Annotated in this window: 25 protein-coding genes and 1 riboswitch; of the genes, 11 read left to right on the plus strand and 14 right to left on the minus strand. The window is 66.8% G+C overall.

What is annotated here, in order from left to right; all coding sequences use genetic code 11:
• Nucleotides 1-461 precede the first annotated feature (461 nt).
• The 4 genes from gcvP to V8324_RS14500 all read right to left on the minus strand — a co-directional run bounded on the left by gcvP (nucleotide 462) and on the right by V8324_RS14500 (nucleotide 5,700).
• Complete coding sequence (gene gcvP, locus V8324_RS14485; protein ID WP_336420642.1) at nucleotides 462-3,311, minus strand: aminomethyl-transferring glycine dehydrogenase; 2,850 nt, start codon at nucleotides 3,309-3,311, stop codon at nucleotides 462-464.
• Between the two features lie 145 nt (nucleotides 3,312-3,456).
• On the minus strand, nucleotides 3,457-3,816 hold the full coding sequence (gene gcvH / locus V8324_RS14490) for a glycine cleavage system protein GcvH (RefSeq protein WP_336420643.1): 360 nt from the start codon (nucleotides 3,814-3,816) through the stop codon (nucleotides 3,457-3,459).
• 21 nt (nucleotides 3,817-3,837) lie between these two features.
• Complete coding sequence (gene gcvT, locus V8324_RS14495; protein WP_336420644.1) at nucleotides 3,838-4,962, minus strand: glycine cleavage system aminomethyltransferase GcvT; 1,125 nt, start codon at nucleotides 4,960-4,962, stop codon at nucleotides 3,838-3,840.
• Nucleotides 4,963-5,128: 166 nt separating this feature from the next.
• A riboswitch (glycine riboswitch) is annotated at nucleotides 5,129-5,217 on the minus strand.
• 30 nt (nucleotides 5,218-5,247) lie between these two features.
• Complete coding sequence (locus V8324_RS14500; RefSeq protein WP_336420645.1) at nucleotides 5,248-5,700, minus strand: RrF2 family transcriptional regulator; 453 nt, start codon at nucleotides 5,698-5,700, stop codon at nucleotides 5,248-5,250.
• A 107-nt stretch (nucleotides 5,701-5,807) separates the two neighbouring features.
• On the opposite strand from V8324_RS14500, the gene V8324_RS14505 reads away from it, so the two are divergent.
• Nucleotides 5,808-6,380 carry a gamma-glutamylcyclotransferase family protein gene (locus tag V8324_RS14505; protein ID WP_336420646.1) on the plus strand — a complete coding sequence of 191 codons (573 nt, stop codon included), beginning with the start codon at nucleotides 5,808-5,810 and terminating at the stop codon, nucleotides 6,378-6,380.
• 76 nt (nucleotides 6,381-6,456) lie between these two features.
• Nucleotides 6,457-7,725, plus strand: coding sequence for a DUF2254 domain-containing protein (locus tag V8324_RS14510; protein ID WP_336420647.1), 1,269 nt, complete (start codon nucleotides 6,457-6,459; stop codon nucleotides 7,723-7,725).
• Here V8324_RS14510 and gltX read toward each other — a convergent pair.
• Both gltX and V8324_RS14520 read right to left on the minus strand, forming a co-directional pair.
• Entirely contained in the window at nucleotides 7,709-9,034 is a 1,326-nt protein-coding gene (gene gltX / locus V8324_RS14515) for a glutamate--tRNA ligase (protein ID WP_336420648.1), read from the minus strand. The genes V8324_RS14510 and gltX overlap by 17 nt on opposite strands.
• A gap of 76 nt (nucleotides 9,035-9,110) precedes the next feature.
• On the minus strand, nucleotides 9,111-9,788 hold the full coding sequence (locus V8324_RS14520) for a TIGR04283 family arsenosugar biosynthesis glycosyltransferase (protein WP_336420649.1): 678 nt from the start codon (nucleotides 9,786-9,788) through the stop codon (nucleotides 9,111-9,113).
• Nucleotides 9,789-9,851: 63 nt separating this feature from the next.
• Between V8324_RS14520 and ygfZ the strand changes: the two genes are divergently transcribed.
• Nucleotides 9,852-10,586 (plus strand): CAF17-like 4Fe-4S cluster assembly/insertion protein YgfZ, encoded by a 735-nt coding sequence (ygfZ, locus tag V8324_RS14525; RefSeq protein WP_442970546.1) that lies wholly within the window; start codon nucleotides 9,852-9,854, stop codon nucleotides 10,584-10,586.
• A 113-nt stretch (nucleotides 10,587-10,699) separates the two neighbouring features.
• The gene (locus V8324_RS14530; RefSeq protein WP_336420651.1) at nucleotides 10,700-11,848 is read left to right on the plus strand and encodes a Hint domain-containing protein; all 1,149 of its coding nucleotides are present in this window, start codon (nucleotides 10,700-10,702) and stop codon (nucleotides 11,846-11,848) included.
• On the opposite strand, the gene efp is transcribed toward V8324_RS14530, so the two are convergent.
• Nucleotides 11,830-12,393, minus strand: a complete 564-nt coding sequence (efp, locus tag V8324_RS14535) for an elongation factor P (protein WP_336420652.1) — start codon at nucleotides 12,391-12,393, stop codon at nucleotides 11,830-11,832. The two genes, V8324_RS14530 and efp, sit on opposite strands and share 19 nt — an antisense overlap.
• Before the next feature lie 221 nt (nucleotides 12,394-12,614).
• Between efp and V8324_RS14540 the strand changes: the two genes are divergently transcribed.
• Together V8324_RS14540 and V8324_RS14545 are read left to right on the plus strand one after the other, a co-directional pair.
• Nucleotides 12,615-12,935, plus strand: a complete 321-nt coding sequence (locus V8324_RS14540) for a DUF6280 family protein (protein WP_336420653.1) — start codon at nucleotides 12,615-12,617, stop codon at nucleotides 12,933-12,935.
• 106 nt (nucleotides 12,936-13,041) lie between these two features.
• A complete protein-coding gene (locus V8324_RS14545; RefSeq protein ID WP_336420654.1) occupies nucleotides 13,042-14,496 on the plus strand; it encodes a cobyric acid synthase in 1,455 nt (484 codons plus the stop codon).
• A gap of 16 nt (nucleotides 14,497-14,512) precedes the next feature.
• On the opposite strand, the gene V8324_RS14550 is transcribed toward V8324_RS14545, so the two are convergent.
• The 3 genes from V8324_RS14550 to V8324_RS14560 all read right to left on the minus strand — a co-directional run bounded on the left by V8324_RS14550 (nucleotide 14,513) and on the right by V8324_RS14560 (nucleotide 17,124).
• Nucleotides 14,513-14,935, minus strand: a complete 423-nt coding sequence (locus tag V8324_RS14550) for a hypothetical protein (RefSeq protein WP_336420655.1) — start codon at nucleotides 14,933-14,935, stop codon at nucleotides 14,513-14,515.
• A 72-nt stretch (nucleotides 14,936-15,007) separates the two neighbouring features.
• A complete protein-coding gene (locus V8324_RS14555) occupies nucleotides 15,008-16,441 on the minus strand; it encodes a TolC family outer membrane protein (RefSeq protein WP_336420656.1) in 1,434 nt (477 codons plus the stop codon).
• 29 nt (nucleotides 16,442-16,470) lie between these two features.
• Nucleotides 16,471-17,124 (minus strand): protein-L-isoaspartate O-methyltransferase family protein, encoded by a 654-nt coding sequence (locus V8324_RS14560; protein ID WP_336420657.1) that lies wholly within the window; start codon nucleotides 17,122-17,124, stop codon nucleotides 16,471-16,473.
• Nucleotides 17,125-17,391: 267 nt separating this feature from the next.
• On the opposite strand from V8324_RS14560, the gene hemP reads away from it, so the two are divergent.
• From hemP to bfr, 4 genes are read left to right on the plus strand one after another with little or no spacing between them, the layout of a single operon-like run.
• The gene (hemP, locus tag V8324_RS14565; RefSeq protein WP_336420658.1) at nucleotides 17,392-17,556 is read left to right on the plus strand and encodes a hemin uptake protein HemP; all 165 of its coding nucleotides are present in this window, start codon (nucleotides 17,392-17,394) and stop codon (nucleotides 17,554-17,556) included.
• Nucleotides 17,553-18,023 (plus strand): hypothetical protein, encoded by a 471-nt coding sequence (locus V8324_RS14570; RefSeq protein WP_336420659.1) that lies wholly within the window; start codon nucleotides 17,553-17,555, stop codon nucleotides 18,021-18,023. Before hemP ends, V8324_RS14570 begins: the two co-directional genes overlap by 4 nt.
• A gap of 27 nt (nucleotides 18,024-18,050) precedes the next feature.
• The gene (locus tag V8324_RS14575) at nucleotides 18,051-18,344 is read left to right on the plus strand and encodes a (2Fe-2S)-binding protein (RefSeq protein ID WP_336420660.1); all 294 of its coding nucleotides are present in this window, start codon (nucleotides 18,051-18,053) and stop codon (nucleotides 18,342-18,344) included.
• Nucleotides 18,292-18,777 carry a bacterioferritin gene (gene bfr, locus V8324_RS14580; RefSeq protein WP_336420661.1) on the plus strand — a complete coding sequence of 162 codons (486 nt, stop codon included), beginning with the start codon at nucleotides 18,292-18,294 and terminating at the stop codon, nucleotides 18,775-18,777. Before V8324_RS14575 ends, bfr begins: the two co-directional genes overlap by 53 nt.
• A 62-nt stretch (nucleotides 18,778-18,839) precedes the next feature.
• Here the strand turns inward: bfr and cynS are convergent, their stop codons facing one another.
• From cynS to V8324_RS14600, 4 genes are read right to left on the minus strand one after another with little or no spacing between them, the layout of a single operon-like run.
• Complete coding sequence (cynS, locus tag V8324_RS14585) at nucleotides 18,840-19,310, minus strand: cyanase (protein WP_336420662.1); 471 nt, start codon at nucleotides 19,308-19,310, stop codon at nucleotides 18,840-18,842.
• 29 nt (nucleotides 19,311-19,339) lie between these two features.
• Nucleotides 19,340-20,242 (minus strand): ABC transporter ATP-binding protein, encoded by a 903-nt coding sequence (locus V8324_RS14590; RefSeq protein ID WP_336420663.1) that lies wholly within the window; start codon nucleotides 20,240-20,242, stop codon nucleotides 19,340-19,342.
• Between the two features lie 13 nt (nucleotides 20,243-20,255).
• Entirely contained in the window at nucleotides 20,256-21,095 is an 840-nt protein-coding gene (gene ntrB, locus V8324_RS14595) for a nitrate ABC transporter permease (RefSeq protein ID WP_336420664.1), read from the minus strand.
• Between the two features lie 3 nt (nucleotides 21,096-21,098).
• Nucleotides 21,099-22,472: a CmpA/NrtA family ABC transporter substrate-binding protein gene (locus V8324_RS14600; RefSeq protein WP_336420665.1), complete on the minus strand. Its 1,374-nt coding sequence runs from the start codon at nucleotides 22,470-22,472 to the stop codon at nucleotides 21,099-21,101.
• Nucleotides 22,473-22,680: 208 nt separating this feature from the next.
• On the opposite strand from V8324_RS14600, the gene V8324_RS14605 reads away from it, so the two are divergent.
• A complete protein-coding gene (locus V8324_RS14605) occupies nucleotides 22,681-24,537 on the plus strand; it encodes a sigma 54-interacting transcriptional regulator (protein WP_336420666.1) in 1,857 nt (618 codons plus the stop codon).
• The last annotated feature ends 1 nt before the right edge of the window (nucleotide 24,538 follow it).

Raw genomic sequence — 24,538 nt, forward strand, 5'->3', positions numbered from 1 at the left:
CGATGATCACCCACAAGCTGACCCTCGACCAGATCAACGACGGCTTCGAGCTGATGCACAACGGCGAAAGCATCCGCGCCGTCGTGGAATACTGACGGGGCAGTGGTCCGGGTGCCACCTGCGGGACGGTTTTCGGCCTGACGCAGAGGTTGGTTTCCGGTTGCAGTGCCGGGCGGTGGCAGGGCCGCAGGCTGGCGATCGGCCGACTAAGCCTGCGACGGGTCCGATATGGGTCGCGACGGAAAGTTGCGTGCCGGCGCGACCCTGACAGGGACCAGCATCCGGTCACAGTCGTTTCGAAGGCCCGTTCCCGACGCGATGTTGCCGACCGCGACGTTGAAGGTTCCGGCAGATCTTTGCTTGGCGCCACTGGAGATGCTGAAGGCGGCGCGACGTTTTACGCCGGGCCCTGTTGAGGGTCCGGCGTTTATTCGTCGCGCCGCCAGAGAAGGCTGTGTCGGTCACTCCGCCGCTTCGGCGTAGTCCTCCAGCGGGGGGCAGGTGCAGACGAGGTGCCGGTCGCCATAGACATTGTCCACGCGGTTGACTGGCGGCCAGTACTTGTCGACGCGGAAGGCGCCCGGCGGGAAGCAGCCCTGTTCGCGGCTGTAGGGCCGGTCCCAGTCCTTGACCAGGTCCTCCATCGTGTGCGGCGCGTGCTTGAGCGGGTTGTTTTCCGCGTCGATGCGCCCCTCCTCGATGTCGCGGATCTCGGCGCGGATCGCCAGCATCGCGTCGATGAAGCGGTCGAGCTCTGCCTTGGTCTCGGACTCGGTCGGCTCGACCATCAGCGTGCCGGCGACCGGCCAGCTCATCGTGGGGGCGTGAAAGCCGCAATCCATCAGCCGCTTGGCGATATCGTCCACCGTCACGCCGGCGCTGTCGGCAAAGGGGCGCACGTCGAGGATGCATTCATGCGCGACGCGCCCGCCGGTGCCCTTGTAGAGCACGTCATAGGCCCCTTCGAGACGCTTGGCGAGGTAGTTGGCGTTGAGGATCGCCACCCGCGTCGCCTGCGTCAGGCCCGCGCCGCCCATCATCAGGCAATAGGCCCACGAGATCGGCAGCAGCGACGGCGCACCGTAGGGCGCCGCGCTGACCGGGCCTTCCGTGCCGCCGGTCTCGGGGTGGCCCGGCAGGTGCGGCACCAGATGCGCCTTGACGCCGATCGGACCCATGCCGGGGCCACCACCGCCATGCGGGATGCAGAAGGTCTTGTGCAGGTTGAGGTGGCTGACATCGCCGCCCAGATCGCCCGGGCGCGACAGCCCGACCAGCGCGTTGAGGTTGGCGCCGTCGATATAGACCTGCCCGCCGTGGCGGTGTGTGATGTCGCAGACCTCGCGCACGGTTTCCTCGAAAACGCCATGCGTGGACGGATAGGTGATCATGCAGCCGGCGAGGTTTTCCGAGTGCTTCTCGGCCTTCTCGCGGAAATCCTCGACGTCGATATCGCCGTTGCCGGCGGATTTGATCACCACCACGTCCCAGCCGACCATGTGGGCGCTGGCGGGGTTGGTGCCATGCGCGCTCATCGGGATGAGGCAGACGCGGCGGTGCCCTTCGCCATTGGCGCGGTGCCAGGCGGAAATGCTCAGCAGTCCGGCATATTCACCCTGCGCGCCGGAATTGGGCTGCATCGAGATCGCGGCATAGCCGGTGATTTCGCACAGTTTCGCCGACAGGTCATCGATCATCTGGCGGTACCCCTGCGCCTGGTCGGCGGGGGCGAAGGGATGCAGGCGCGAGAATTCGGGCCAGCTGATCGGCATCATCTCGGCCGCCGAATTCAGCTTCATCGTGCAGGAGCCAAGCGGGATCATCGCCCGGTCGAGCGCAAGATCGCGATCGGCCAACCTGCGCATGTAGCGCATCATCTCGGTCTCGGCCCGGTTCATGTGGAAGATCGGATGCGTCAGGTAGGCGCTGCTCCGCTGCAGCGCGTCGGGGATGCGGTATTCGGGCGTGAAGTCGCTGTCCTGCTGGTCGATGCCGAAGGCGCGCCAGACGGCCTCGATCACCTCGGTGCGCGAGCACTCATCGAGGCTGATGCCGATGCGCGTGTCGCCGACGCGGCGCAGGTTCACGCCCTCGCGCACCGCCGCCTGCAGCACGCCGCGCTGCAACAGCCCGACATCGACGGTGATCGTGTCGAAGAACGTGTCCGGTTCCACCTCGAACCCCGCCGCCTCGAGGCCCTTGGCCAGCCGAACGGTCTTGCGATGGATACGCTGTGCGATCGCCTTCAGGCCCTTGGGGCCATGGAACACCGCGTACATCGAGGCCATGACGGCCAGCAGCGCCTGCGCCGTGCAGACATTGCTGGTGGCCTTCTCGCGGCGGATATGCTGCTCGCGGGTCTGCAGGCTGAGCCGGTAGGCGCGGTTGCCGTGGCTGTCCACGCTGACCCCGACCAGCCGGCCGGGCAGCGACCTCTTGTAGGCATCCTTCGTGGCGATATAGGCCGCGTGCGGGCCGCCATACCCCACCGGCACGCCGAAGCGCTGCGTCGAGCCGACGGCGATATCGGCGCCCATCGCGCCGGGTTCCTTCAGCAGCGTCAGCGCCAGCGGGTCGGCGATCACGATGCCGAGGGCCTTTTGCGCATGCAGCGCCGCGATCTTGTCGGAGAAATCGCGCAGATGCCCGTGCGTGCCGGGATACTGGAAGATCGCGCCGAAGACCTGCGCAGGATCGAGATCCTCGGGCGCCCCGACGATCACCTCGATCCCCAGCGGGGCGGCGCGCGTCTTCATCACGGCGATGTTCTGCGGATGGCAATTCTCGTCGACGAAGAACGCGCGCGTCTTCGCCTTGGCGACGCGCTGCGCCATGGTCATCGCCTCGGCCGCCGCCGTCGCCTCGTCAAGAAGCGAGGCATTGGCGACCGCGAGCCCGGTCAGGTCGCTGACCATGGTCTGGAAGTTCAGAAGCGCCTCCAGCCGGCCCTGGCTGATCTCGGGCTGGTAGGGCGTGTAGGCGGTGTACCACGCGGGGTTTTCGAGGATGTTTCGCTGAATCGCCGGCGGCGTCACCGTGTCGTGATAGCCCTGCCCGATCAGCGAGGTCAGCACAGTGTTCCTGTCGGCGACCTCGCGCATGTGATGCAGCAATTCGCTTTCCGACAGCGGCTTGCCGAAATCGAGGGCCTCATCCTGCCGGATGGATTTCGGCACCGTCTCGTCGATCAGCGCGTCGAGGCTGTCGACCCCGAGGATGTTGAACATCTCGGTCATCTCCTCGGGCGAGGGACCGATATGGCGGCGATTTGCGAAATCGTATGGCAGGTATTCGGTCGCTTTGAACGGCATGTCCGTGTCCTTTCGCTGTCGCGGGCGGCACGGCGTGCCTCCCGGCTTCATCTTTCCCGAGATACTCCCGCCGGAGGCGCGAAAATCCGCGACGGATTTTCGTCAGGATTTCACCGAAATCCTCCTGCCCACGGCGGCGGCCGGTTCAGCCGACATATTTCTTGTAGGCGGCCTCATCCATGTAGTCGTCCATCTGCTCTGGCTCGCTCGGGGTCATCTTGAAGAACCAAGCATCGCCCAGCGGGTCGTCGTTGACACGGCCCGGCTCGTCGATCAGCGTGTCGTTGACCTCGGTGATCTCGCCGTCGATCGGCGCGAGGATGTCCGAGGCGGCCTTGACGCTCTCGATCACCACGACCTCGTCATCCTTGGTCACCTTCTTGCCGATCTCGGGCAGTTCGATGAAGACCACGTCGCCCAGTTGCTGGCTGGCATGTTCGGTGATGCCCACAACCACCTGGTCGTTTTCGACGCGCAGCCATTCGTGTTCCTCGGTGAATTTCATCCTGTGCTCCCTGCTCTGGTGTCAGCGTTTGAATTTTGCGTCGGTGAAGGGCAGCCGCGCCACCCGGACGGGTTGACGTCGGCCCCTCACCTCGCCGTGAAGCCGCGTGTCCGGCACGGCCATGTCGCGCGGGACATAGCCCATCGACATCGGCGCCCCGATGGTCGGCCCAAAAGCGCCCGAGGTGACGTGCCCCACCGGATCGCCGCCCTCTGCCGCCGCATATAGCGGCGTGCCCTCGCGCATCGGCGCGCGGCCCTCGGGGCGCAGCCCGACGCGGGCGCGCGCAGCACCGTTCCGCAACTCGTCGAGAATCCGGTCGGCGCCCGGAAAGCCCCCCGCGCGGTCGCCGCCGGCCCGGCGCACCTTCTGGATCGCCCACGAAAGACTGGCCTCGACCGGCGTCGTGGTGGTGTCGATATCGTGCCCGTAAAGGCACAGCCCTGCCTCGAGCCGCAGGCTGTCGCGCGCGCCAAGGCCGATGGGGGCCACTTCGGCATGCTCCAGAAGGGATTGGGCCAAAGGCTCGGCCAGATGCGCCTCGACCGAGATCTCGAACCCGTCCTCGCCGGTATAGCCCGAGCGCGAGATCCACAACTCGCCGAAGGCCGACGGGAAGGTGCCGACATCCATGAAGCGCATGCCCGTCACGTCCGGCACGAGCCCGGCAAGCACCGCCTCGGCCGACGGACCCTGCAACGCGAGAAGCGCGCGGTCGATGACGTCCTCGACCTCGATACCCTCGAGATGGCGGCGCATATGCGCGATGTCCCCGGCCTTGCAGGCGGCGTTGACCACGACGAACATGTGATCGCCGCGATTGGCCATCATCAGGTCGTCGAGGATGCCGCCGGCATCATTGGTGAACATCCCGTAGCGCTGCCGCATCACGCCGAGGCCCGACAGGTCCACGGGCACGAGGGTTTCCATCGCGGCCGCGACCTGCGGGTAGCCGCCCGGCGCGCGCAGGATCACCTGTCCCATGTGGCTGACATCGAACAGCCCGGCCGCGGCGCGGCAGTGCAGGTGTTCCTTCATCACGCCGGCCGGGTACTGCACCGGCATCTCGTAGCCCGCGAAGGGCACCATTTTCGCGTCAAGCGCGTGGTGCACCGCGTTGAGTGGTGTACGTTGCAGATCAGGCATCCACATCCTTTCCCGTTATCGTGGTCCGGATCGGGCTGATCAACCCGGCACCGTCAGGGCGCGCCCCCGTCCCGGGTCGCGCTGCGATGCCCCCTCTGTCCTTTCGCCTGAGATCGCTATCCCTTCGGCGTCCCGTCCCGTGCGGCGGGCTCTCTCCAGAGTTCTCTCGACCAGACAGGTCCTTGTGGCCTGAGAGTTTCCGGGGCGGTTGCTCCTTCGGCACCGGCGCGCGACCGGTTCTCCCTGTCTGGTGATTACATACCTTAGTCTAGGCCCCGCGCCGCTTCAAGACCGTTGCGGGCAGGCGCCGATGGAAAACACCGCGAACAGCGCGGTGTTGTCGCAGACCAGCGCATCGAGGCTGATCTCGTCGAGCTGCGCATAGAACGCCTCGACCGCGTCGGCGAGCGCCACGCGCAGCCGACAGGCCGCGACCAGCGGGCAGGTGTTGTCGGCATCGGCAAAACATTCCGCGACGGGCGTGTTTTCCTCGAGCCGGCGGAACACCTCGCCCACGCGGATCTGCGCCGCGGGACGGGCAAGCGTGATGCCCCCGGTGCGACCGCGCTGCGTGCGCAGGAAACCCAGCTGTGCCAGCCGGTTGACGATCTGCGCGAGGTGGCTGGGCGAGGTGTTGCAGCGCAGCGCGATCTCGGCCTTGGTGACCAGGTGCCCGTCACTCGCCGCGCAGAACATCAGCAGGCGCATGGCGATATTGGCGCGTTTGGTGATCCGCATGATCGGGGGTATCCCTGACGTGGTTCGGGCCGTGACTTGAACTTTCGCAGGATTACCGCGACAGTGCCGCGACACGTTGATCCAGATCAGGCGGGGCGCAAAGATCCATGCAGGATGCATATTTTTTCGGCTATGGCAGCCTGGTGAACCGCGCCACGCACGGCTTCGCGGATGCGCGCGCGGCGCATTTGTCGGGCTGGCGGCGGGTCTGGCGGCACACCGATCTGCGCCCGGTGGCGTTCCTGACGGCGGTCCCCGACGCGGACGCCGAAATCGAGGGGCTGATCGCGCCGGTGCCCGCGGCGGACTGGGACGCGCTCGACGCCCGCGAGGCGGCCTATATGCGCGCGCCGGCATCCGGGGCCGTGCGCCATCCGCTGCCGCACAGCCCCGAGATCGCCGTCTACACCATCCCCGAGGGCCGGCACGGCGCGCCCGACACGGCGCGCCCGGTGCTGCTGAGCTATCTCGACGTGGTCGTGCAGGGCTACCTGCGCGAGTTCGGCGAGGACGGCGTGGCGCGGTTCTTCGACACCACGCATGGCTGGGACGCGCCGATCCTCGACGACCGCGCCGCGCCGCGCTACCCGCGCCACCAGCCGCTGAGCGCGGACGAGCGCGCCGTGACCGACAGCCATCTTGCGCGGCTGGAGGCCACGATAATGCCCGGCGCGGCCTGACGCGCGCTGGTCGGTGGACTTGCCCCCGCAATAGCGCCAGAGTGGCGTCACGGCACGAGGAAAGGGGCGCGGCGCGGTGACATTCCAGACCCTCTCGACATGGGCGATGACGCTCGTGGAACTCAGCCGCACGCTGTGGCTGCGGGTGAGCCTGTTCGCGCTGCTGGCCGTTCTGGGCGCGGGCATCGCGATCCTGCTCGAGGGGCGCATCCCGACCTATCTGCAGGACCGGTTCACCACCGAATCGGTCATGCCGATCCTGTCGATCCTCGCCTCGGGCATGCTCGCGGTCAGCACCTTCTCGCTGAATGTCATGGTGACGGCGCATAATGCGGCGGCCCAGCAGACCACGCCGCGGGTGCACCGCATCCTTCTGGCCGACGCGACGACACACACCGCGCTTGCGGTGTTCATCGGTGCCTTCGTCTATGCGCTGACCGCGATCATCCTGATCAAGTCGAACGTCTACCCCGAAGGATCGAGCGTGCTGGTCCTCGGGATCACGGTGGCGGTCGTGGTGCTGGTCGTGCTGATGCTGGTGCGCTGGATCCACCGTCTCAGCGATCTGGGGAGCATGGACGCCACGCTCGACGCGACGGAGGCGCTGGCCCGCGATTGCCTGATCCGCACGCGCCGCCTGCCCGCCCTTGGGGCAATGGAATTGAGCGACGGTACCGTGCCGAACGATGCGGTGACGCCCGTCGTCGCCCCGCGTACCGGCTATCTGCAATTCATCGACATGCCGCGCATCAGCCAAAGGCTGAAATCCGACCAGACACGCGTCTACATCCATGTCCGGCCCGGCGATTACATGATCGAGGGTGAGACCATCGGGCATGCCGCCGGCCTCGACGCCCGCGATGCGACGGCTATCGCGAGAGGGATGACGATTGGCGCGCATCGCACCTTCGAGCAGGACGCGTCCTACGGGTTGCTGGTGCTGTCCGAGATCGCCTCGCGTGCGCTGTCGCAGGGAATCAACGATCCGGGCACCGCCATCGCGGTCATCTGTCGACAGGAAAAGCTGCTACTCGGCTGGGCGCACACGGCCCCGCAAAAGAACGTGCCGCTTTTCCCGCGGATCTTCCTGCGTGACGCCGCACGCCGCGCGATGATCGAGAACGCCTTTGCCGGGATCGCGCGCGACGGTGCGGGACAGATCGAGGTGGCGCTGCGCCTGCGCGCGGCGCTCGGGCGGGTTGCGCAGACCACCGATCCGGGCCTCGTCGAGGCCGCGCGCGACATGCTTGCACTTGCAAGCGATCACGCCGATGCGGCGCTGCCGCTGGACAGCGAGCGGCTGCGCCTGCGCGCGGCAGCGGACGGGATCAGCGCTTGGCCCTGATCACCTGCAACAGCGGTAGCACCTTGGCCATTTCCGGCCCGTGCGCCTGTCCGGTCAGCGCCTTGCGCAAGGGCATGAACAACGCCTTTCCCTTGCGCCCGGTGGCCTCGCGCACCGCGGCGGTCCACTGGCCCCAGGTGTCGGTGTCATGCGGCCCCTCGGGCAGAAGCGCCATCGCCTCGGCCACGAATTCGGCATCCTCGGGGGCGATGTCGGGCTCTGCCCCGTCGCGGAACAGCGTCCACCACGCCTCGAGATCGTTCAGCGTGGTGATGTTCTCGCGCGTAACCTCCCAGAATTGCGGGGCAAGATGGTCGGGAACGCCCAGCCCCGCGATGGTGTCGGCCACGGCCTCATAGGGGCGCGCGGCATTGATCCGGGCGCTCAGCGGGAAGAGATCGCGCTCGTCGAACTTGGTGGGCGCAGCACCGAAGCGCTCGATGTCGAAGCCATCGATCAGCTCGGCCATGTCATTGCGCAGTTCCACCGGATCCGAGGATCCCAGCCGCGCCATCAGGCTGAGCAGCGCCATCGGCTCGACCCCGCGCGCGCGCAGATCGCGCAGGCTGAGCGTGCCGAGGCGTTTCGACAGCGCCTCGCCCTGCGGTCCGGTCAGCAGCGAGTGATGCGCGAATTCGGGCGGCGTGCCGCCGAGCGCCTCGATGATCTGGATCTGCGTTGCGGTGTTGGTCACGTGATCGGCGCCGCGCACGACATGGGTGACGCCCATCTCGATATCATCGACCACCGAGGCGAGCGTGTAAAGCACCTGCCCGTCGCCGCGAATGAGCACCGGGTCGCTGACCGAGGCCGCGTCGATCGACACCTCGCCTAGGATGCCGTCGCGCCACTCGATCCGCTGCTTGTTAAGCTTGAACCGCCAGACACCCGGCCCGCGTTCGGCGCGCAGGGCAGTCTTTTCGGCGTCGGACAGGGCCAGCGCAGAGCGGTCATATACCGGCGGACGCCCCATGTTGAGCTGCTTGCGGCGCTTGATCTCGAGCTCAGACGGGGTCTCGAACGCCTCGTAGAAGCGGCCCAGATCGCGAAGGCGGTCGGCGGCCTCGGCGTAGCGGTCGAGGCGCTGCGACTGGCGCTCTACCCGGGTCCAGTGCAGGCCGAGCCATTCGAGATCTTCCTTGATCGCGTCGACATATGCCTCGCGCGACCGCTCGGGGTCGGTGTCATCGATGCGCAGGATGAAGGTGCCGCCCGCCTTGGCGGCGATCATGTAGTTCATCAGCGCGGTGCGCAGGTTGCCGACATGGATGTAGCCGGTGGGCGACGGGGCGAAACGGGTGGTGGTCATCGGCGTCTCCTGACGGCGTCATCGACTGTGGCGCGGGATGTGTCACAGGCGCCGGAGTTTGTCCAGATTGCGGGCGTCAGCGCCGGTAGCGGGCCGCCAGCCGCGCCGGATCGGCGCCGCACAGGTACCGCGCCAGCGTCCAGAGGTTGCGCGCCCCGCGCCGCAGCCATCCGGTGCGCGCGTATCGGTCGGCCGCAGTGGTGACCGCCAGCGGCATCAGCGCTATGCGGCGATCCAAGGCACGCGCCAGCGCCACGTCCTCCATCAGCGGGATGTCCGGGTAGCCGCCCGTCGCCGCGTAGGTGTCGCGCGCGATCAGCAGGCTTTGGTCGCCGTAGGGCAGCCCGAAGACCCGGCTGCGCAGGTTGGCCCAGCCCGCCACCAGCGCGGGCCGCAGCCCCGCCGCATCGAACGACAGCCGGAAGGCGGCCGGCCCGCCGGCCTGCATCTGCGCCCGGGCCGCGCGGGTCCAGCCCTCGGGCAGCACGGTGTCGGCGTGCAACACCAGCAGCCATGCGCCCTGCGTCGCCGCCGCGCCGCGGCGCAACTGCCCCCCGCGCGAAGGCGGACCGGTCACGAGCACGGCCCCCGCCGCGTCGGCGATGGTGCGGGTGGCGTCGCGCGATCCGCCATCGGTGACGATCACCTCGCGGATCATCCCGGCCTCCAGCCCCTCGACCAGCGCCGAAAGGCAGGCGGGCAGCGCGCCCTCGGCGTCGAGCGTGGGGATGACGACGGAAATCGCGGCGCGCATGACGAGCCCTTTCGTGTGCCTCGCGGGGTCCTATATCTGCAAGGACTGGCAAAGGGAACGATGATGGCGCGCAAGGTATTCGAGATCACCGGCAGCGATGCCGAAAGCTTTCTGCAGGGCCTCGTGACAAACGATCTGGTACGGCTGGATCAGGGGATTGTTTACACTGCGATGCTGACGCCGCAGGGCAAGTATCTCGCGGATTTCTTCCTGCTGCGGAGCGAGGACGGCGCGCTGCTGCTGGATGTCGACGACAGCCTCGCGGGGGGGCTGCTGCAACGGTTGAACATGTACAAGCTGCGCGCGGACGTGACGATCACCGAAACCGGTCTGAAGGTTCGGCGCGGCACCGGCCCGACCCCCGAGGGCGCACGACCCGACCCGCGCCATCCCGATCTGGGCTGGCGTCTTTACGGCGAAGAGGAAGGCTGTGACGGTACCGATTTCGACGCGATCCGCGTGGCGCATTGCATCCCCGAGACCGGTCTGGAACTGACCCCGGACACCCTGATCCTCGAGGCCGGGCTCGAGCGGCTGAACGGCGTCGATTTCCGCAAGGGTTGCTATGTCGGGCAGGAAGTGACCGCGCGGATGAAGCACAAGACCGAACTGCGCAAGGGGCTGACGACAGTCGCTGTCAAAGGCGCGGCCCCCGCAGGCACCGAGATCACCACCCCCGAGGGCAAGCCGGCGGGCCGGCTTTACACCCAGTCGGACGGGCGCGGCATCGCCTATCTGCGCTTTGACCGGGCGGTGCTGGGCATGACCGCCGGCGAGGCGCGCGTCGACCCGGAATGATACCGCACCCGCACGGTTAACCATGCGCCACGGTTTCCGGGCGCGCGTTTACAGTTCGGTGAGGCGCGCCTGATATGCCATGTGCCGGGATGCTTTTCGGCAGGATCTGACCAATGGCAAATTTCAGCGTCTGGATGCTCGAGGCGGGCAATATCACCATCAGCGGCGGGCAGTCCCTCAGCGGCGTCACGCAAGGCGACGGCACGCATCTCGTCGGGCAGACCCTGCGTCTCGACAATGACGACTGGCACCAGACATTCCTCCGCGACAACGAGACCGACAAGACCTTCGACGACAATGACAACAGTCAGGTGTTGGACGGCAAGCAAACCATCGACGGGGTCGACTACAATGAAGACGCCCGGATCGAGGCGGAATACCGGCTGACCGTCCGCGACCCGGACTCGGGCGACACCTGGGACGTCCTGGGCTACAACGTGAACGAGCCCGGGCAATCGCCCTCCTACGGCACGGTCGAGGGCTTGGTCTTCGTCGGCGAGTTCCCCCCGGTCGGCGTCGACCTGGAGGTGGTCGAGGCGTTCGAGGGGCCAGGTGATTACGGCCAGTCGCCGATCGAGGCGTCGGCACTGGCCGCGCCCGGCCCGGTGACGCCGCCCTGCTTCACGCCCGGCACACGGATCCTGACGGATCGCGGCTATGTCGCGGTCGAGGATCTTCTCGTCGGCGACGGCGTGCGCACCCGCGACGCCGGGGTGCAGCGCCTGTGCTGGGTGGGCGAAATGGCGCTGTCGGCCGCCGACCTGCGCGCCCGCCCGGAATTCCAGCCGGTCCTTATCCGCGCCGATGCTTTCGGCGCGGGACGACCGATGCGCGACATGCTTGTCTCGCCACAGCACCGGATCCTGGTGTGTAACGCAATGGCGGAACTGCATTTCGGGATCACCGAAGTGCTAGTCGCGGCGCATCACCTGATCGACAGCGACTGGATCGTGCGCGCGCCTCAGGAAGACGGCGTGCGCTACCTGCACATCATGTGCGACGCGCATCACGTCATCCGGGCCGAGGGCCTCGAAACCGAGACCTTCCTGCCGGGACCGCAGACCCTTGGCGCGGTGCCGCAGGCAACGCGCGACGAGTTGCTGGCGCTTTTCCCCGGCTTGCGCGCCCTTGACGGCATCGCCTTCGATCCCGCCCGGCCCCTGCTGCGCGGCTGGGAGGCGCGGCTGATCCTGCCGGCGCATGCCCGCGCCGCGGGCCGCGGCGCGATCCGCGGCGACGGAATTCAGGCGCGCTCGGCGTAATCCATGGTATCGGTGTTGACGACGATTTCCTCGTCCTGGCCCACAAAGGGCGGCACCATCACCTTGACGCCGTTGTCGAGGATCGCCGGCTTGAAGCTGTTGGCGGCGGTCTGGCCCTTCACCACCGGCTCTGTCTCGACCACGCGGCAGACGACCTTTTGCGGCAGGGTGACGTTCAGCGCCTCGTTCTCGTGGAATTCAACGGTGATCGTCATGCCGTCCTGCACGAAGGGGCGGCGTTCGCCCAGGATCTCGGCGGGAAGTTCGATCTGATCGTAGGTCTCGGTGTCCATGAGGACCAGCTTGTCACCGTCCTGGTAGAGAAACTGCTGGTCCCTCTGCTCGAGCCGCACGCGCTCCACCTTGTCGGCGCTGCGGAACCGTTCGTTCAGCTTCGATCCGTTGCGCAGGTTGCGCATCTCGACCTGCGCAAAGGCGCCGCCCTTTCCGGGCTTGACGTGATCGACCTTGACCGCGGCCCAGAGACCGCCATTATGTTCAAGAACGTTGCCGGGGCGAATCTCGTTACCATTGATCTTGGGCATTTCGGGGTTACATCTTTCAGTGTGCGTCGGGTCCGGGCTATATCGTGCGCTGTGCGGTGTGGCAAGGACATGTGGACCACACACCAGCCTAGCCCGGTGGTTGCAAATGGTATGCAAGAGGCGCATGGGTGCTATGCGTTTCCGCTCTATCCGAATCATCGAAAAACCGTCACAAGCGTCTGACGCCCGAAACGCAAGAGCAATAAAAACAAGGACGACTCATGAAGGATTTCGTCGATGGCACGGCCCTGAATGCCGAGCAGGGCAACCGTGCACGTAAACTTTTCGCGGCCGTGGTACTCGCCGCGCTGGATGACGCGATATCCGACGACAAGAAATACGGCAACGGCCCCGAGCAGATCGCCCGTTGGGCGCGGTCCCGGGATGGTCGCGAGGTGCTGAGTTGCGCCGGGATCGACCCCAACGAACGCGTGGTGGCCGGGCTGATGGATTTCGTCTCGAAGGGCGTGCGCACATCCGTGGCGTTGTCGCGCGAGGAAAGCGAGCGGCGCAACGCGGCCGCACAGGCCGAAGCGGCCTGACCGATCTCGGCGAACAATCGCGAAAAGTCCCTGCCAGAGATCGGCAGGGACTTTTTGCATTCAAGGGGCACCCGTCGCGCCCCTTCGGACTGAAAAGGGTCGGGACATGACGCGCGCGATCATGATCCAGGGCGCCGGATCCAATGTCGGCAAGTCGATGCTGGTCGCCGGGCTGGCGCGCGCGTTCACGCGGCGCGGCCGGGCCGTCGCGCCGTTCAAGCCGCAGAACATGTCCAACAATGCCGCCGTCACCGTGGATGGCGGCGAGATCGGCCGCGCGCAGGCGTTGCAGGCGATGGCCGCGGGATGTGCGCCGCATACCGACATGAACCCGGTGCTGCTGAAACCCGAAAGCGAGACCGGCGCGCAACTGGTCGTGCAGGGGCACCGCGTCGGGCCACGCGCCGCGCGCGACTACATGCGCGACAAGGCCGGGCTGCTGCCGCGCGTGCTCGAGAGTTTTCACCGGCTGTGCCGGAAGGCCGACCTCGTGCTGGTCGAGGGCGCCGGCAGCCCCGCCGAGATCAACCTGCGCGACGGCGACATCGCCAATATGGGCTTTGCTCGCGCCGCGAACGTGCCGGTAATCCTCGTGGGCGATATCGACCGCGGCGGCGTGATCGCGCAGCTGGTGGGCACGCAGGCGGTGCTGGAGGCCGGCGATGCCGCCTGCATCACCGGCTTCGCGGTCAACAAGTTCCGTGGCGACGTGCGGCTGTTCGATGGCGGCGTGACCGAGATCGTCACCCGCACCGGCTGGCCCTGCCTGGGGGTGGTGCCGTGGTTCGCCGACGCCTGGCGCCTGCCGCCCGAGGACGTGCTCGACCTTGCCTCGACACCCGGCGGGCCGTGCCGGATCGCCGTGCCGCAACTGGGCCGAATCGCGAATTTCGACGATCTCGGCCCGCTCGCCAACGAGCCCGGCGTTTCGGTCGAGATCGTGCCGCCCGGCCGTCCCCTGCCCGGCGATGCCGACCTGGTCCTGCTGTCGGGCAGCAAGTCGACGATCGCCGATCTCGCCGCCTTGCGCGCCAATGGCTGGGACATCGACCTTGCGGCACATGTCCGCCGCGAGGGCCGTGTGCTGGGAATCTGCGGCGGTTACCAGATGCTGGGCCGCAGCATCGCCGATCCCGAGGGCCTCGAAGGGCCGCCGAGCACGGTCGAGGGGCTGGGGATGCTGGATGTCGAGACGGTGATGCGCCCCGAGAAGCGGCTGGCGCTGAGCGACGCGCATCATATGGCCTCGGGCGCGCCGCTTTCGGGCTACGAGATCCATCTCGGCCAGACGCACGGCCCGGACCGCGATCGCGCCTGGCTGCGCATCGGCGACCGGCCCGAGGGGGCAAGCTCGATCTCGGGGCGCGTCAGGGGCACCTATCTGCACGGGCTGTTTGCATCCGATCCGTTTCGCGCCGCCTATCTCGCCGAGATGGGCGCGTCATCGGACCTTTGCTACGGGGCGACGGTGGAACGCACGCTCGACGCGCTGGCCGCCCATCTGGAGACGCACCTCGATCTCGACCGTCTCTGGGATTTGAGCCGTCCGGTCGCTGGATAGCCCGGTGCGGGCCGCGTCAGTCGAAGTCGCGGCTGGCCAATGCGCGGTGGATCTCGCGGCGCACCAGCTTGCGGACGTTGCGCGTGATCCTCTCGCCCATGTCTCCCTGCAATTCCTCGCGCACGATCTCCGAGACGATGTCGCGCAGGAAATCCTCGTCGACGACCAGATCCGTCAGATCGGACGCGGGCCGCGCGTCCGGCAGGTCCGGCGGCACGGAGGCTGCAGGGGCTTCTGTCGCGTCAGGCGCCGCCGCATCCTGCCAGTCGAGCGCCGGATCGGCGTCGCCGGCATCCACGCGCTGCGCCGCGGTCAGGACGAGAGGTGCCGCCGGGGCGTCGTTGTGCGGCGCGATGCTGTCTGCCTTGCCGTCGAGCACAAGCCGACGGATCGAGGCAAGCACAGCCTCGCTGTCGGAATTCGATGCGGGATCTGACATGGCCTTGCCACCCTCATGTTGTTCACGATCATATCCGCCGCGCGCGATGCGCACAACCGCCCTCACACCGGATCAGTCCCTGCCGAGCGCGCGCAGCACCTTGTCGAGCTTGCGGCCCTGCGGGCTGATCGGCACGGGCGCGTCCTCGACGAGGTCGTAATAGGCGGACGGGTCGTAAGTCTGCACCCCGAGATTGAGATCGCGCGCTGTCAACTCGCCGAGGGACGCCAGCACCGAATAGGCGGCGGTCACCACGTCGACATTCGCCGAGATCAGGTTGGTCCGCGCATCGAGCAACTCCTGTTCGGCATCGAGCACATCGAGCGTGGTGCGCGCGCCAAGCCGCGCCTCCTCGCGGGTGCCCTCGAAGGCGACCTCGGCGGCGTTGACCGCCTGACGGTTGGCGGCGCGGCTGGAGCGCGCGGCGCGGAGGTTGGCAAAGCCGTTGCCTACATCCTGGCGCACCTGCAGCACTGCCAGACGCAGCCGCGCGCGCTGCTGATCGCGCTGCGCCATCGCCTGGCGCACCTGCGACGACAGCCGGCCGCCCTGGTAGATCGGGCCGCTCAGTTCGAGCCCGATGCTGCCGGATTGCGAATCGTTGGTGTCGGACAGCTCTTCATTGGCGCCGAGTCGCGCGGTCAGGTTGAGATCCGGGCGCATCGCGGCCTGCGCGGCGCGCATGTTCAGTTCCGCCGCGGACACGTTGCGCTGCGCCTCGATGATGTCGGGGTGACGGCGGACCGCGGCGGCCTTGGCCGCGCCCACATCGTCGCCGAGGCGCGGCAGATCACTCGGCGTCTGCAGGGCACCGGGGTCGCGGCCCACCGCCTCGCGGAATTCCTCGATCGCGCGGCTGAAATCGCCCTGCGCGGCGGCAAGCCCGCTTTGCGCGAGCGCGACGGCGGCCTCGGCCTGCGCCACGTCGGTGCGCGTGACCTCGCCGACCTCGAACCGGTCGCGGGTGGCGCGCAGTTCCTCGTTGAGCAGGCGCAGGTTGTTCTGGCGCAGATCGACGAACTCGCGGTTGCGGATGACATTCATGTAGGCCCGCACGGCGGTCAACAGCACCGCCTGTTCGACGCTGACCAGCGTCTGGCGCGTGGCCAGCACGGTTTCCTTGGCTGCATCGATCAGCAGGTCGCTTCTTCCGAAGTCGTAAAGCAGAAGCCGCCCGGTGATCGCGATATTCGCAGTGGTCGATGTGGTCGTGCGCGTGCCGGTGCCGAGCAATGCCAGACTGGTGTTGCTCGCGGCGCGCCGGAACTCGCGCGAGATTCCGGCCGACCAGTTGATGATCGGGCGCAGCGCCGCGACCGCCTGTGCAACATCCTCGTCGGCCGCACGCAGCAACGCGCGGTTCTGCTGCAGCAGGCCACTGTTGACATAGGCGCTTTCCAACGCCTCGCCGAGGGTTTCCGCGGAGGTGGCTGCCGGGGCGGCAAGACAGGCCACGAGACCCAGCAGGGCCAGAGGCCGTGCGGCGCGGCGCCTGAGATTGAACATGTGCACTCCCTTGTCGAACGCGGTCGCGATCACAGCGCGAACTCCGTCTTCTTCTCGAAACCGGGCAGCACCGGCGCGCCCGCGTCGAACGATTCGCGCCAGGTGATCCATCCGTCATGCTTGTAGCCGATCTTGACCACGCCAAGCGCGCCCCGCATGAACATGCCGGCGATGCGGCCGCCATCCTTGATCTGCGCGGCGATGGCGTCGGGCAGACGTTCGATGCCGCCCTGCAGAAGCACCGCGTCATAGGGGCCGTGATCGGGGGCGCCCTCGGTCAGCTCGGCCTGCTGCACGATCACGTTGTCGGCGTCGTTTTCCAGCAGCAGGCGCTGCGCCTCTTCCGCGAGATCCGCGTCGGCCTCGACCCCGACGACGGCCTCGGCCATGCGTGCGATCACCGCCGACGAATAGCCGTAGGCAGGCCCGATATCGAGCACCAGGTCATCGGGTTGAATGTCGAGCGCGTCCAGCATCTTGGCAAGGGTGCGCGGGTCGAGCACCACGCGCCCCTCGCCGAGGTCGAGGTTTTCGCCCAGGTAGGCCGCCTCGCGCAGGCGCTGCGGCACGAAGACCTCTCTCGGGACCGAGAGCATGGCGTCGATGATCGGGAACTTGGTCACATCCGAGGGTCGGACCTGCGTATCCACCATCACCGTGCGCCGCGTGGCGTAATCTGTCATGGGCGTCACTTTCCGGCTGTCGATCAGTTATCGCGGTTCTGACACAGAACCCGGCCCGCGGCAACGGTAATGGCGAGCGCGGGGCTGGGTGGCGGTGCGGTGAAAATGTAAAGGCGACTAAAAATATCGGGATTGACAGGCCGGGTGTTTCCGGCAAAAAAGGGACATAGCCAAGCCAGTCCGATCCGCGGCGAGCCCGGCGCAACCATCAACCAAGGGAAAGAATGGCATGGCTTACCCGATGATCCGACCCGCGGAGGTACCGACATGATCCGCGCACAGACCAAGACCGCACCCGACCTGGTCGCCGACACCGCCTGTCACGACGCGCGCGAACTGACCGCCGGATCCAGCACCGCGCTGATCGTGCTGGACGGGCAGATCTACACGCTGCGGATCACCCGCGCCGGCAAGCTGATCCTGACCAAATGAAACATGCGCGCGACATCACCGGACCCGCCACCGTCGGGCACATGGCCGAGATGACGGGGCTGAAAGGCATGGTCATCACCTGCCTGCGGCAATGGAACCGCGGCGGCGCGGCGGCGGCGTTGGCCGTGCTGCGCGACCGCATGGGCGAGACCCGCGCCGCGGCGGCGTTCGAGGCGTTGCAGGACGTGGCCGACAGCCTTGACGCGCATATGCGCCGGCCGCTGCGCTGTCACGCGCCGCACTGCCACTGCGTGGGCGCCGACGAGGCCGCCTTCGCGCGATTCGTCGAAGAGTCGGCGCTTGGCGGGCGCGAGGACGCGCTGATGCTGGCGAGCCTGCTGGTCGAGGCGCGCGGTATCCTGCCGCTGACCGAGGCGGCCGCACGGCTTGGCCTTTGCCTGCACCGCGCGGTCCTGTACGAGTCCGCGCAGCGCATGCCGGACCCGGTCAGCCGGACCCGACACTGACAAGAGAAAGACGAAGAGGGCGATCCGATGATGATCTGTCACTGCATGGCGATAACCGACACGGACATTCATCGGGCCGTGGACTGGATGCGCGCCGCCGATCCCGATACCATCGTGACGCCGGGCAAGATTTACCGCGCGCTTGGCAAGCGCGCCGATTGCGGCGGATGCCTGCCGCTTTTCATTGACACGATGCGCAAGACCGATACGCTTGCGGTTCCCATGCACTTGCGCGGCCTGCGCCGCGCACCCACACAGGGAGACACGGATGAAGGGCGACGGACAAGTCATAGACTACCTCAACAAGGCGCTGCGCAGTGAGTTGACCGCGGTCAGCCAGTACTGGCTGCATTACCGCCTGCAGGAGGATTGGGGCTATGGTCGTATCGCCGCCAAGTCGCGCGCCGAAAGCATCGAGGAGATGCACCACGCCGACCACCTGATCGAGCGGATCATCTTTCTCGGCGGGCATCCCAACCTGCAAAAGCTCGACCCGCTGCGCATCGGCCAGAACCTGCGCGAGACGCTCGATTCGGACCTCGCGGCCGAGCATGATGCGCGCACGCTCTACATCGAGGCGCGCGATCACTGCGAAAGTGTGGGCGATTACGTGACCAAGAACCTCTTCGAGACGCTGATCGCCGACGAGGAAGGCCATATCGACTTTCTGGAAACGCAGATCGATCTTTTCGAGGATATGGGCGCGGAGCGCTACGCGCTGCTCAACGCCAGCCCCGCCGACGACCAGAAGTAGGCGCGCCGGGCGGCTAGGACCCCGGGCCATGCCGCGGCACGACCCGGGGCCTTCCGGTGGGGTCACCAGGAACTGTAGGCCAGGAACTTGCCCGACATCTCGACCTTGACGCGGTCGCCCTTGGGGTTCTTGACGCGCGAGACATGCATGTCGAAATCGATGGCCGACATGATCCCGTCGCCGAACTCCTCCTGGATCAGCGCCTTCATCGTCGGGCCGTAGACGCCGACGATCTCGTAGAGCCGGTAGATGCAGGGATCGGTCGGGACGGCCTTGTCCCAGTGCTTGGTCGGGTATTCCTCGAGCACGCCTGCGGCCTCGGCCGGCAGATCGAGCAGATCGACGAGGGCCTGCGCCTTGTCGCGCGGCGCGCTGTTCAGGCCCATGCAGACCGAATGCGTCCAGGCGGGCGACATGCCGATGCCGTCGGCCATCGCCTGCCACGACATGCCGGCCTTCTTGCGGGCGATGAGGATCAGGGTGGTGACGTCCTCTTTCGTCATCAGGGCGGGCAGGTCTGCGGTATCCTTCATGGTGGTCTCCTCTCCGGGTCTTTGGATGGTCAAAGGTTCACGGCGCGCAGCCGCGCACCGTCGTCGTCGCCGGGCGTGCCGGTCTTGTCGATCCGCACGGGGGACGGGCTTTGCGCCTGCCCGTCCGAGGCGGTGCCCGACAGTTTCTGCGAGCGGTGCCCGAGGAAGTGCACGAGATGATTGCGGATCGCGTAGTAGTTCGGGTGATCCACGATCTCGGTGCGCGAGCGGGGCCGCGGGATGGTGATCTCGACCGATTCCTCGACGCGGGCATGCGGCCCGTTCGTCATCAGCAGGATGCGGTCTGCCAGCAGGATCGCTTCGTCGATGTCGTGGGTGATCATGAACACCGTCTGTTCGGTGCCGCCCCAGATCTTCAGCAGCTCGTCCTGAATGGTGCCGCGGGTCAGCGCGTCGAGCGCGCCAAAGGGCTCGTCCAGCAACAGGAGTTTCGGGTGGTTGGCGAAGGCCCGCGCGATCGACACGCGCTGCCGCATCCCGCCCGAAAGCTGGCTGGGCTTGCGCTGGATGACGTCGCCTTCAAGCCCGACCTTGGCGAGAAACTGGCGCGAATGCTCGAGCACCTTGGCCTTGGGCCAGTCGGGATAGCGCGCGGCGACCCCGAAGCTGACATTCTTCAGCGTACTGAGCCAAGGCAGCAGCGAGTAGTTCTGGAACACCACCCCGCGGTCGAGGCTGGGCCCCGACACCTCGAACCCGTCCATCTTGACAACGCCGCTGGTCGGGTCGGCAAGGCCGGCGAGGATGTTCATGATGGTGGACTTGCCGCAGCCCGAATGCCCGAGGATGCAGACGAACTCGCCTTTCTCGATGCCGAACGTCGCGTCCTCGAACACCGTCAGGTCGCCGCCCTGCCCGTCGGGAAACCGTTGCGTCAGGCGTTCGATCGAGAGAAATGGTTTGGATGCCATGGATATGCCTTCCTTATTCCGCGTAGGCGACGCCGCGCTGGAGCGCGGCAAAGGCCGCGTCCAGGATCATGCCGACGATACCGATCATGAGGATCGAGAAGATGACCGAGGTCAGGTCGAGATTGTTCCACTCGTTCCAGACATAGTAGCCGATCCCGGTCCCCCCGACGAGCATCTCGGCGGCGACGATCACCAGCCACGCGATCCCGATCGAGATTCGCATGCCGGTCACGATGGTCGGCGCCGCGGCGGGCAGGATCACCATGAAGGCGGTCTTGAGATGCCCGAGTTCATGCGTGCGCGCCACGTTCACCCAGTCCTGCCGGACGCCGGCGACGCCAAAGGCGGTGTTCAGCAGCATCGGCCAGATCGAGCAGATGAAGATCACGAAGATCGCGCTCGCATCGCTGTCTTGGATGATGAACAGCGCCAGCGGCATCCAGGCCAGCGGCGAGATCGGGCGCAGAACCTGGATGAACGGGTTGAACGCCTTGTAGGCGACCGCCGACATCCCGATCAGGAAGCCGAAGGGGATGGCGACCAGCGCCGCCAAGGCATAGCCGGTCAGCACCCGGTAGATCGAATGGCCGATCTGGATGCCGATGCCCTTGTCGTTGGGCCCGTTGACGTAGAACGGGTTCGACAACTCCTCCCACGCCTTGGCGATCACCTCGGATGGCGGCGGCACGCCCGCCTTGGGCGCGCCGCCGCCGGTCAGGCGCTCGTATTCCGTCAACTCGCCCGCCGCTTGCTGGGCGGGGATCGCGGCCTCCCAGATCAGCAGGCCGGCGACGAGCATCACGATCGACAGGATCGCCGCGCGCTTGTTCACGCTGAGGGGGACACCGGCCATGGCTCAGCCCTTCCCGATGGCAAAGCTGGCGACGTAGCCTTCAGGATCGGCCGGATCGAAGGTCTTGCCCATGATCGTGTGCGACTTGTAGCTGACCTCCGGCGCGTCATAGCCCAGGTCGGTCATCACCTTGCGGGCATCGGCGGCGAGGTACACCTGTTCGGCCACCGCGCGGTAATCCACGTCGCCCTCGATATAGCCCCAGCGTTTCATCTGGGTCAGGATCCAGACGCCCATGGAATGCCACGGGAAGGGATCGAAATCGATCCGGTCGGGCACCTGTTTCACCTCGCCCAGCCCGTCGGCATAGGTACCGGTCAGCACCTGCTCGATGACCGACACGGGCTGGTTGAGATAGTTCGTCGGCGCGATTGCCTCGGAGATCTCCTTGCGGTTTTCTGCTGCTGACGCGTATTGCGTGGCGTCGATGATCGATTTCAGCAGCGCGCCGTAGGTATTGGGCAACTCCTGCGCGAAGGACAGCGGGGCCGCGAAGGCGCAGCACGGGTGCCCCTCCCAGATCTCCTTGGTCAGGATGTGCAAAAAGCCGATGCCTTCCCAGACGGCGCGCTGGTTGAAGGGGTCGGGCGACAGATACCCGTCGAGATTGCCGGCGCGCAGGTTGGCGACCATTTCCGGCGGCGGCACCACGCGGATCTGGATGTCGACATCGGGGTCGAGGCCGAACTCTGCCACGTAGTAGCGCAGCAGGAAATTGTGCATCGAGTACTCGAACGGCACGCCGAAGGTGAAACCCTTCCACTGCTTGGGGTCCCGCTTGTCGAGATGCTCGTTCGCCAGAACGATGGCCTGTCCATTGATGTTCTCGACGGCCGGCATGATGTAGGGTTCGGCGACCGAGCCCGCGCCGAGGGTCATCGCCAGCGGCATCGGCGTCAGCATGTGCGAGGCGTCGTATTCGCCGGCCATCGACTTGTCGCGTGCCACCGCCCAGCCGGCGGTCTTGATGACGCGGGCATTGAGGCCGTAGCGTTCGTAGAATCCCATCGGCTGCGCCATGATGATCGGCGTGGCGCAGGTGATCGGCACGAAGCCGATATTCAGGTCGGTCTTCTCGGGCGGGCCGAGATTGTCGAGGATCGCCGCCTTGGCCGCCTCCAGCGGAAAGACCGAGGCAAGTGCAGCCGCGACCGTGCCACCGCCCAGCAAGCCCATGAAGGAGCGCCGGCCGATATCGCTGTGCCCGAACACCGACCGGACCACCGCGCTTTCGACCGCGCGTTCCATCATCTCCTCGGACGACATCGCGGTGGCGGCGCTCTGCGGCTGCGCGGTGCAGGATGCGCAGTCGCATCCGGCGCCGTGGCGCAGGTCAGATTTCGTGGAATACGGGTTGCCAAGACTTTTCGTGGACATGCTGCGACCTCCGGTTAGGACGTTGTTATCTTCATGATCGCGCGGTGCCGCAGGGGTCGAAAGGTCGTGGCAAATATTTGTGCAAATGATTAATCTGGAAACTTTTCAATATGTTGCCTGAGTTTGGGCAGTGCCGAATGTTACGATATCTCGTGATTTACGATATTTCGTATTGCCGGCCTTCGGTGCAACGCCGCTAATGATCTTCATGTTCGACATCGAGATCGCCACTGATTCCCTGCTCGACGCTCTGCCCGAGGCGACGCTCGTCATCGATCTCGCGCAGGACCGTATCGTCCAGGCCAATCACCGCGCCGAGACGCTGCTGGGGGTACCGCGCGGCGGGGGGATCGCGCTGTCGTCGCTGCTGCGGGTCTCGCTGGCGCAATTCATCGTCTTCGTCGACGAGATCGCGCATCGCGGCGAGGCGTGGAGCCGCGACATCATCCTGAACCACCATGACGGCACGCCGGTGGCCTGCGAATTGCGCGGCCGGATGATCGACGCCGAGCGGCGGCACCTGCTGCTCGCCGCGCTCGACCTAGACGAGCTGGAGCGCCACGCGCGCCATGCCGAGGTGGCGGATCTCTACCGGTCCGGGCTGCGCGAATGGCAGCGCACGCAGGAATTCTTCGCCGAGCTCGAGCGCCGCAACCAGCTGATCCTGAACGCCGCCGGCGAGGGGATCTACGGCGTCAACGCCGAGGGCAAGACCACCTTCGTCAACCGCGCCGCACAGGAGATGCTGGGCTGGAGCACCGAGGATCTGCTGGGCCACGACATCCATTCGATCATCCATCACCACCACCTCGGCGGCGAGGTCTATCCCGCACAGGACTGCCCGATCTACCGGTCGTTCCGGTTCGAGCAGGTCAACCGGATCGAGGACGAGGTATTCTGGCGCAAGGACGGCAAGCCCATTCGCGTCGAGTACGTCTCGACCCCGATCTACGATCACAAGGTGCTGGCCGGCGCGGTGGTCATCTTCCGCGACATCACCGAGCGCAAGGAAAGCGAGATGCGGCTGCGCCGCGCGATGGCCGAGGTCGCCGACCTGCGCGACCGGCTGGAACAGGAAAACGCCTATCTCCAGGAAGAGATCACGTCCGAGCGCGCGCATCACGACATCATCGGGCACAGCCCCGCGATCCGTCAGGTGCTGACCCAGATCGACCTCGTGGCGAAGACCGACACCACGGTCCTGCTGACCGGCGAGACCGGGACCGGCAAGGCGCTGATCGCCTCGGCCATTCACAAGAACAGCGCGCGCAAGCGTCGGTCGCTGATCCATTTCAAATGCGGTTCGGTGGCCCCCGAGGCGCTCGAGGCCGAGCTTTTCGGCCAGATCCGCGGTGCCTTTCCCGGCGCGTTGCGCGACAAGCCGGGCAAGCTGGAACTGGCGCATGGCGGCACGCTGTTCCTCGACGATCTCGAGGAATTGCCGCTCGAAGTGCAGGGGCGGCTGCTCGATGCGCTGCAGACGCGCCGGGTCACGCGGCTTGGCGATACAAGAAGCCGCGAGATCGACATCCGCGCTGTCGCCGCCTCGACCCGCAGCCTGGAAAAGGTCGTGGCGGCAGGGGGCCTGCGCAGGGATCTCTACCTGACGCTGAACGTGTTTCCGATCCAGTGCCCGCCGCTTCGCGACCGGTGCGAGGATATCCCGGACCTGACCGCGCATGTCCTCGACAGGGCCTGCAAGCGCCTCAACCGCGCCAAGCCGGTGGTCACCGAGGGCGCGATGCGGCGGCTGATGGCCTATGACTGGCCCGGCAACGTACGCGAATTGCACAACGTGATCGAACGCGCGGCGATCGTGTCGAAAGGGCGCAAGCTGATCGTGGAACTGGGCGCGGGCGAAGCCGGCCCCGACGGGCCGCTCCCGCGCGTCCGGACAGAGCGCGAGATGCATGACGCGCTGCGCGCCAACCTCGTCGCCGGCATGAAAGAGGCCGACGGGCGCGTGGCGGGCGCGGGCGGCGCGGCGGCGTTGCTGGGCGTACCGGCAACGACGCTTTACTCGCGGCTGAAGACCTACGCGATCTCGCGCGACGACTGGGCCTGAG

The sequence above is a fragment of the Roseovarius sp. D22-M7 genome, from assembly GCF_037083785.1.
GTDB lineage: Bacteria > Pseudomonadota > Alphaproteobacteria > Rhodobacterales > Rhodobacteraceae > Roseovarius.

What these genes read in the sequence shown, in the direction of transcription:
- V8324_RS14600 (WP_336420665.1), bottom strand. Translation starts at nt 22,472, where the DNA reads ATGTCCACGAAAAGTCTTGGCAACCCGTATTCCACGAAATCTGACCTG.
- efp (WP_336420652.1), bottom strand. Translation starts at nt 12,393, where the DNA reads ATGCCCAAGATCAATGGTAACGAGATTCGCCCCGGCAACGTTCTTGAA.
- V8324_RS14500 (WP_336420645.1), bottom strand. Translation starts at nt 5,700, where the DNA reads ATGCGGATCACCAAACGCGCCAATATCGCCATGCGCCTGCTGATGTTC.
- V8324_RS14560 (WP_336420657.1), bottom strand. Translation starts at nt 17,124, where the DNA reads ATGACAGATTACGCCACGCGGCGCACGGTGATGGTGGATACGCAGGTC.
- cynS (WP_336420662.1), bottom strand. Translation starts at nt 19,310, where the DNA reads ATGAAGGATACCGCAGACCTGCCCGCCCTGATGACGAAAGAGGACGTC.
- gltX (WP_336420648.1), bottom strand. Translation starts at nt 9,034, where the DNA reads ATGACCACCACCCGTTTCGCCCCGTCGCCCACCGGCTACATCCATGTC.
- ntrB (WP_336420664.1), bottom strand. Translation starts at nt 21,095, where the DNA reads ATGGCCGGTGTCCCCCTCAGCGTGAACAAGCGCGCGGCGATCCTGTCG.
- V8324_RS14520 (WP_336420649.1), bottom strand. Translation starts at nt 9,788, where the DNA reads ATGCGCGCCGCGATTTCCGTCGTCATCCCCACGCTCGACGCCGAGGGC.
- V8324_RS14545 (WP_336420654.1), top strand. Translation starts at nt 13,042, where the DNA reads ATGACGCGCGCGATCATGATCCAGGGCGCCGGATCCAATGTCGGCAAG.
- V8324_RS14505 (WP_336420646.1), top strand. Translation starts at nt 5,808, where the DNA reads ATGCAGGATGCATATTTTTTCGGCTATGGCAGCCTGGTGAACCGCGCC.
- hemP (WP_336420658.1), top strand. Translation starts at nt 17,392, where the DNA reads ATGATCCGCGCACAGACCAAGACCGCACCCGACCTGGTCGCCGACACC.
- ygfZ (WP_442970546.1), top strand. Translation starts at nt 9,852, where the DNA reads ATGGCGCGCAAGGTATTCGAGATCACCGGCAGCGATGCCGAAAGCTTT.
- V8324_RS14550 (WP_336420655.1), bottom strand. Translation starts at nt 14,935, where the DNA reads ATGTCAGATCCCGCATCGAATTCCGACAGCGAGGCTGTGCTTGCCTCG.
- gcvP (WP_336420642.1), bottom strand. Translation starts at nt 3,311, where the DNA reads ATGCCGTTCAAAGCGACCGAATACCTGCCATACGATTTCGCAAATCGC.
- V8324_RS14530 (WP_336420651.1), top strand. Translation starts at nt 10,700, where the DNA reads ATGGCAAATTTCAGCGTCTGGATGCTCGAGGCGGGCAATATCACCATC.
- V8324_RS14575 (WP_336420660.1), top strand. Translation starts at nt 18,051, where the DNA reads ATGATGATCTGTCACTGCATGGCGATAACCGACACGGACATTCATCGG.
- V8324_RS14555 (WP_336420656.1), bottom strand. Translation starts at nt 16,441, where the DNA reads ATGTTCAATCTCAGGCGCCGCGCCGCACGGCCTCTGGCCCTGCTGGGT.
- bfr (WP_336420661.1), top strand. Translation starts at nt 18,292, where the DNA reads ATGAAGGGCGACGGACAAGTCATAGACTACCTCAACAAGGCGCTGCGC.
- V8324_RS14590 (WP_336420663.1), bottom strand. Translation starts at nt 20,242, where the DNA reads ATGGCATCCAAACCATTTCTCTCGATCGAACGCCTGACGCAACGGTTT.
- gcvH (WP_336420643.1), bottom strand. Translation starts at nt 3,816, where the DNA reads ATGAAATTCACCGAGGAACACGAATGGCTGCGCGTCGAAAACGACCAG.
- V8324_RS14570 (WP_336420659.1), top strand. Translation starts at nt 17,553, where the DNA reads ATGAAACATGCGCGCGACATCACCGGACCCGCCACCGTCGGGCACATG.
- gcvT (WP_336420644.1), bottom strand. Translation starts at nt 4,962, where the DNA reads ATGCCTGATCTGCAACGTACACCACTCAACGCGGTGCACCACGCGCTT.
- V8324_RS14605 (WP_336420666.1), top strand. Translation starts at nt 22,681, where the DNA reads ATGTTCGACATCGAGATCGCCACTGATTCCCTGCTCGACGCTCTGCCC.
- V8324_RS14540 (WP_336420653.1), top strand. Translation starts at nt 12,615, where the DNA reads ATGAAGGATTTCGTCGATGGCACGGCCCTGAATGCCGAGCAGGGCAAC.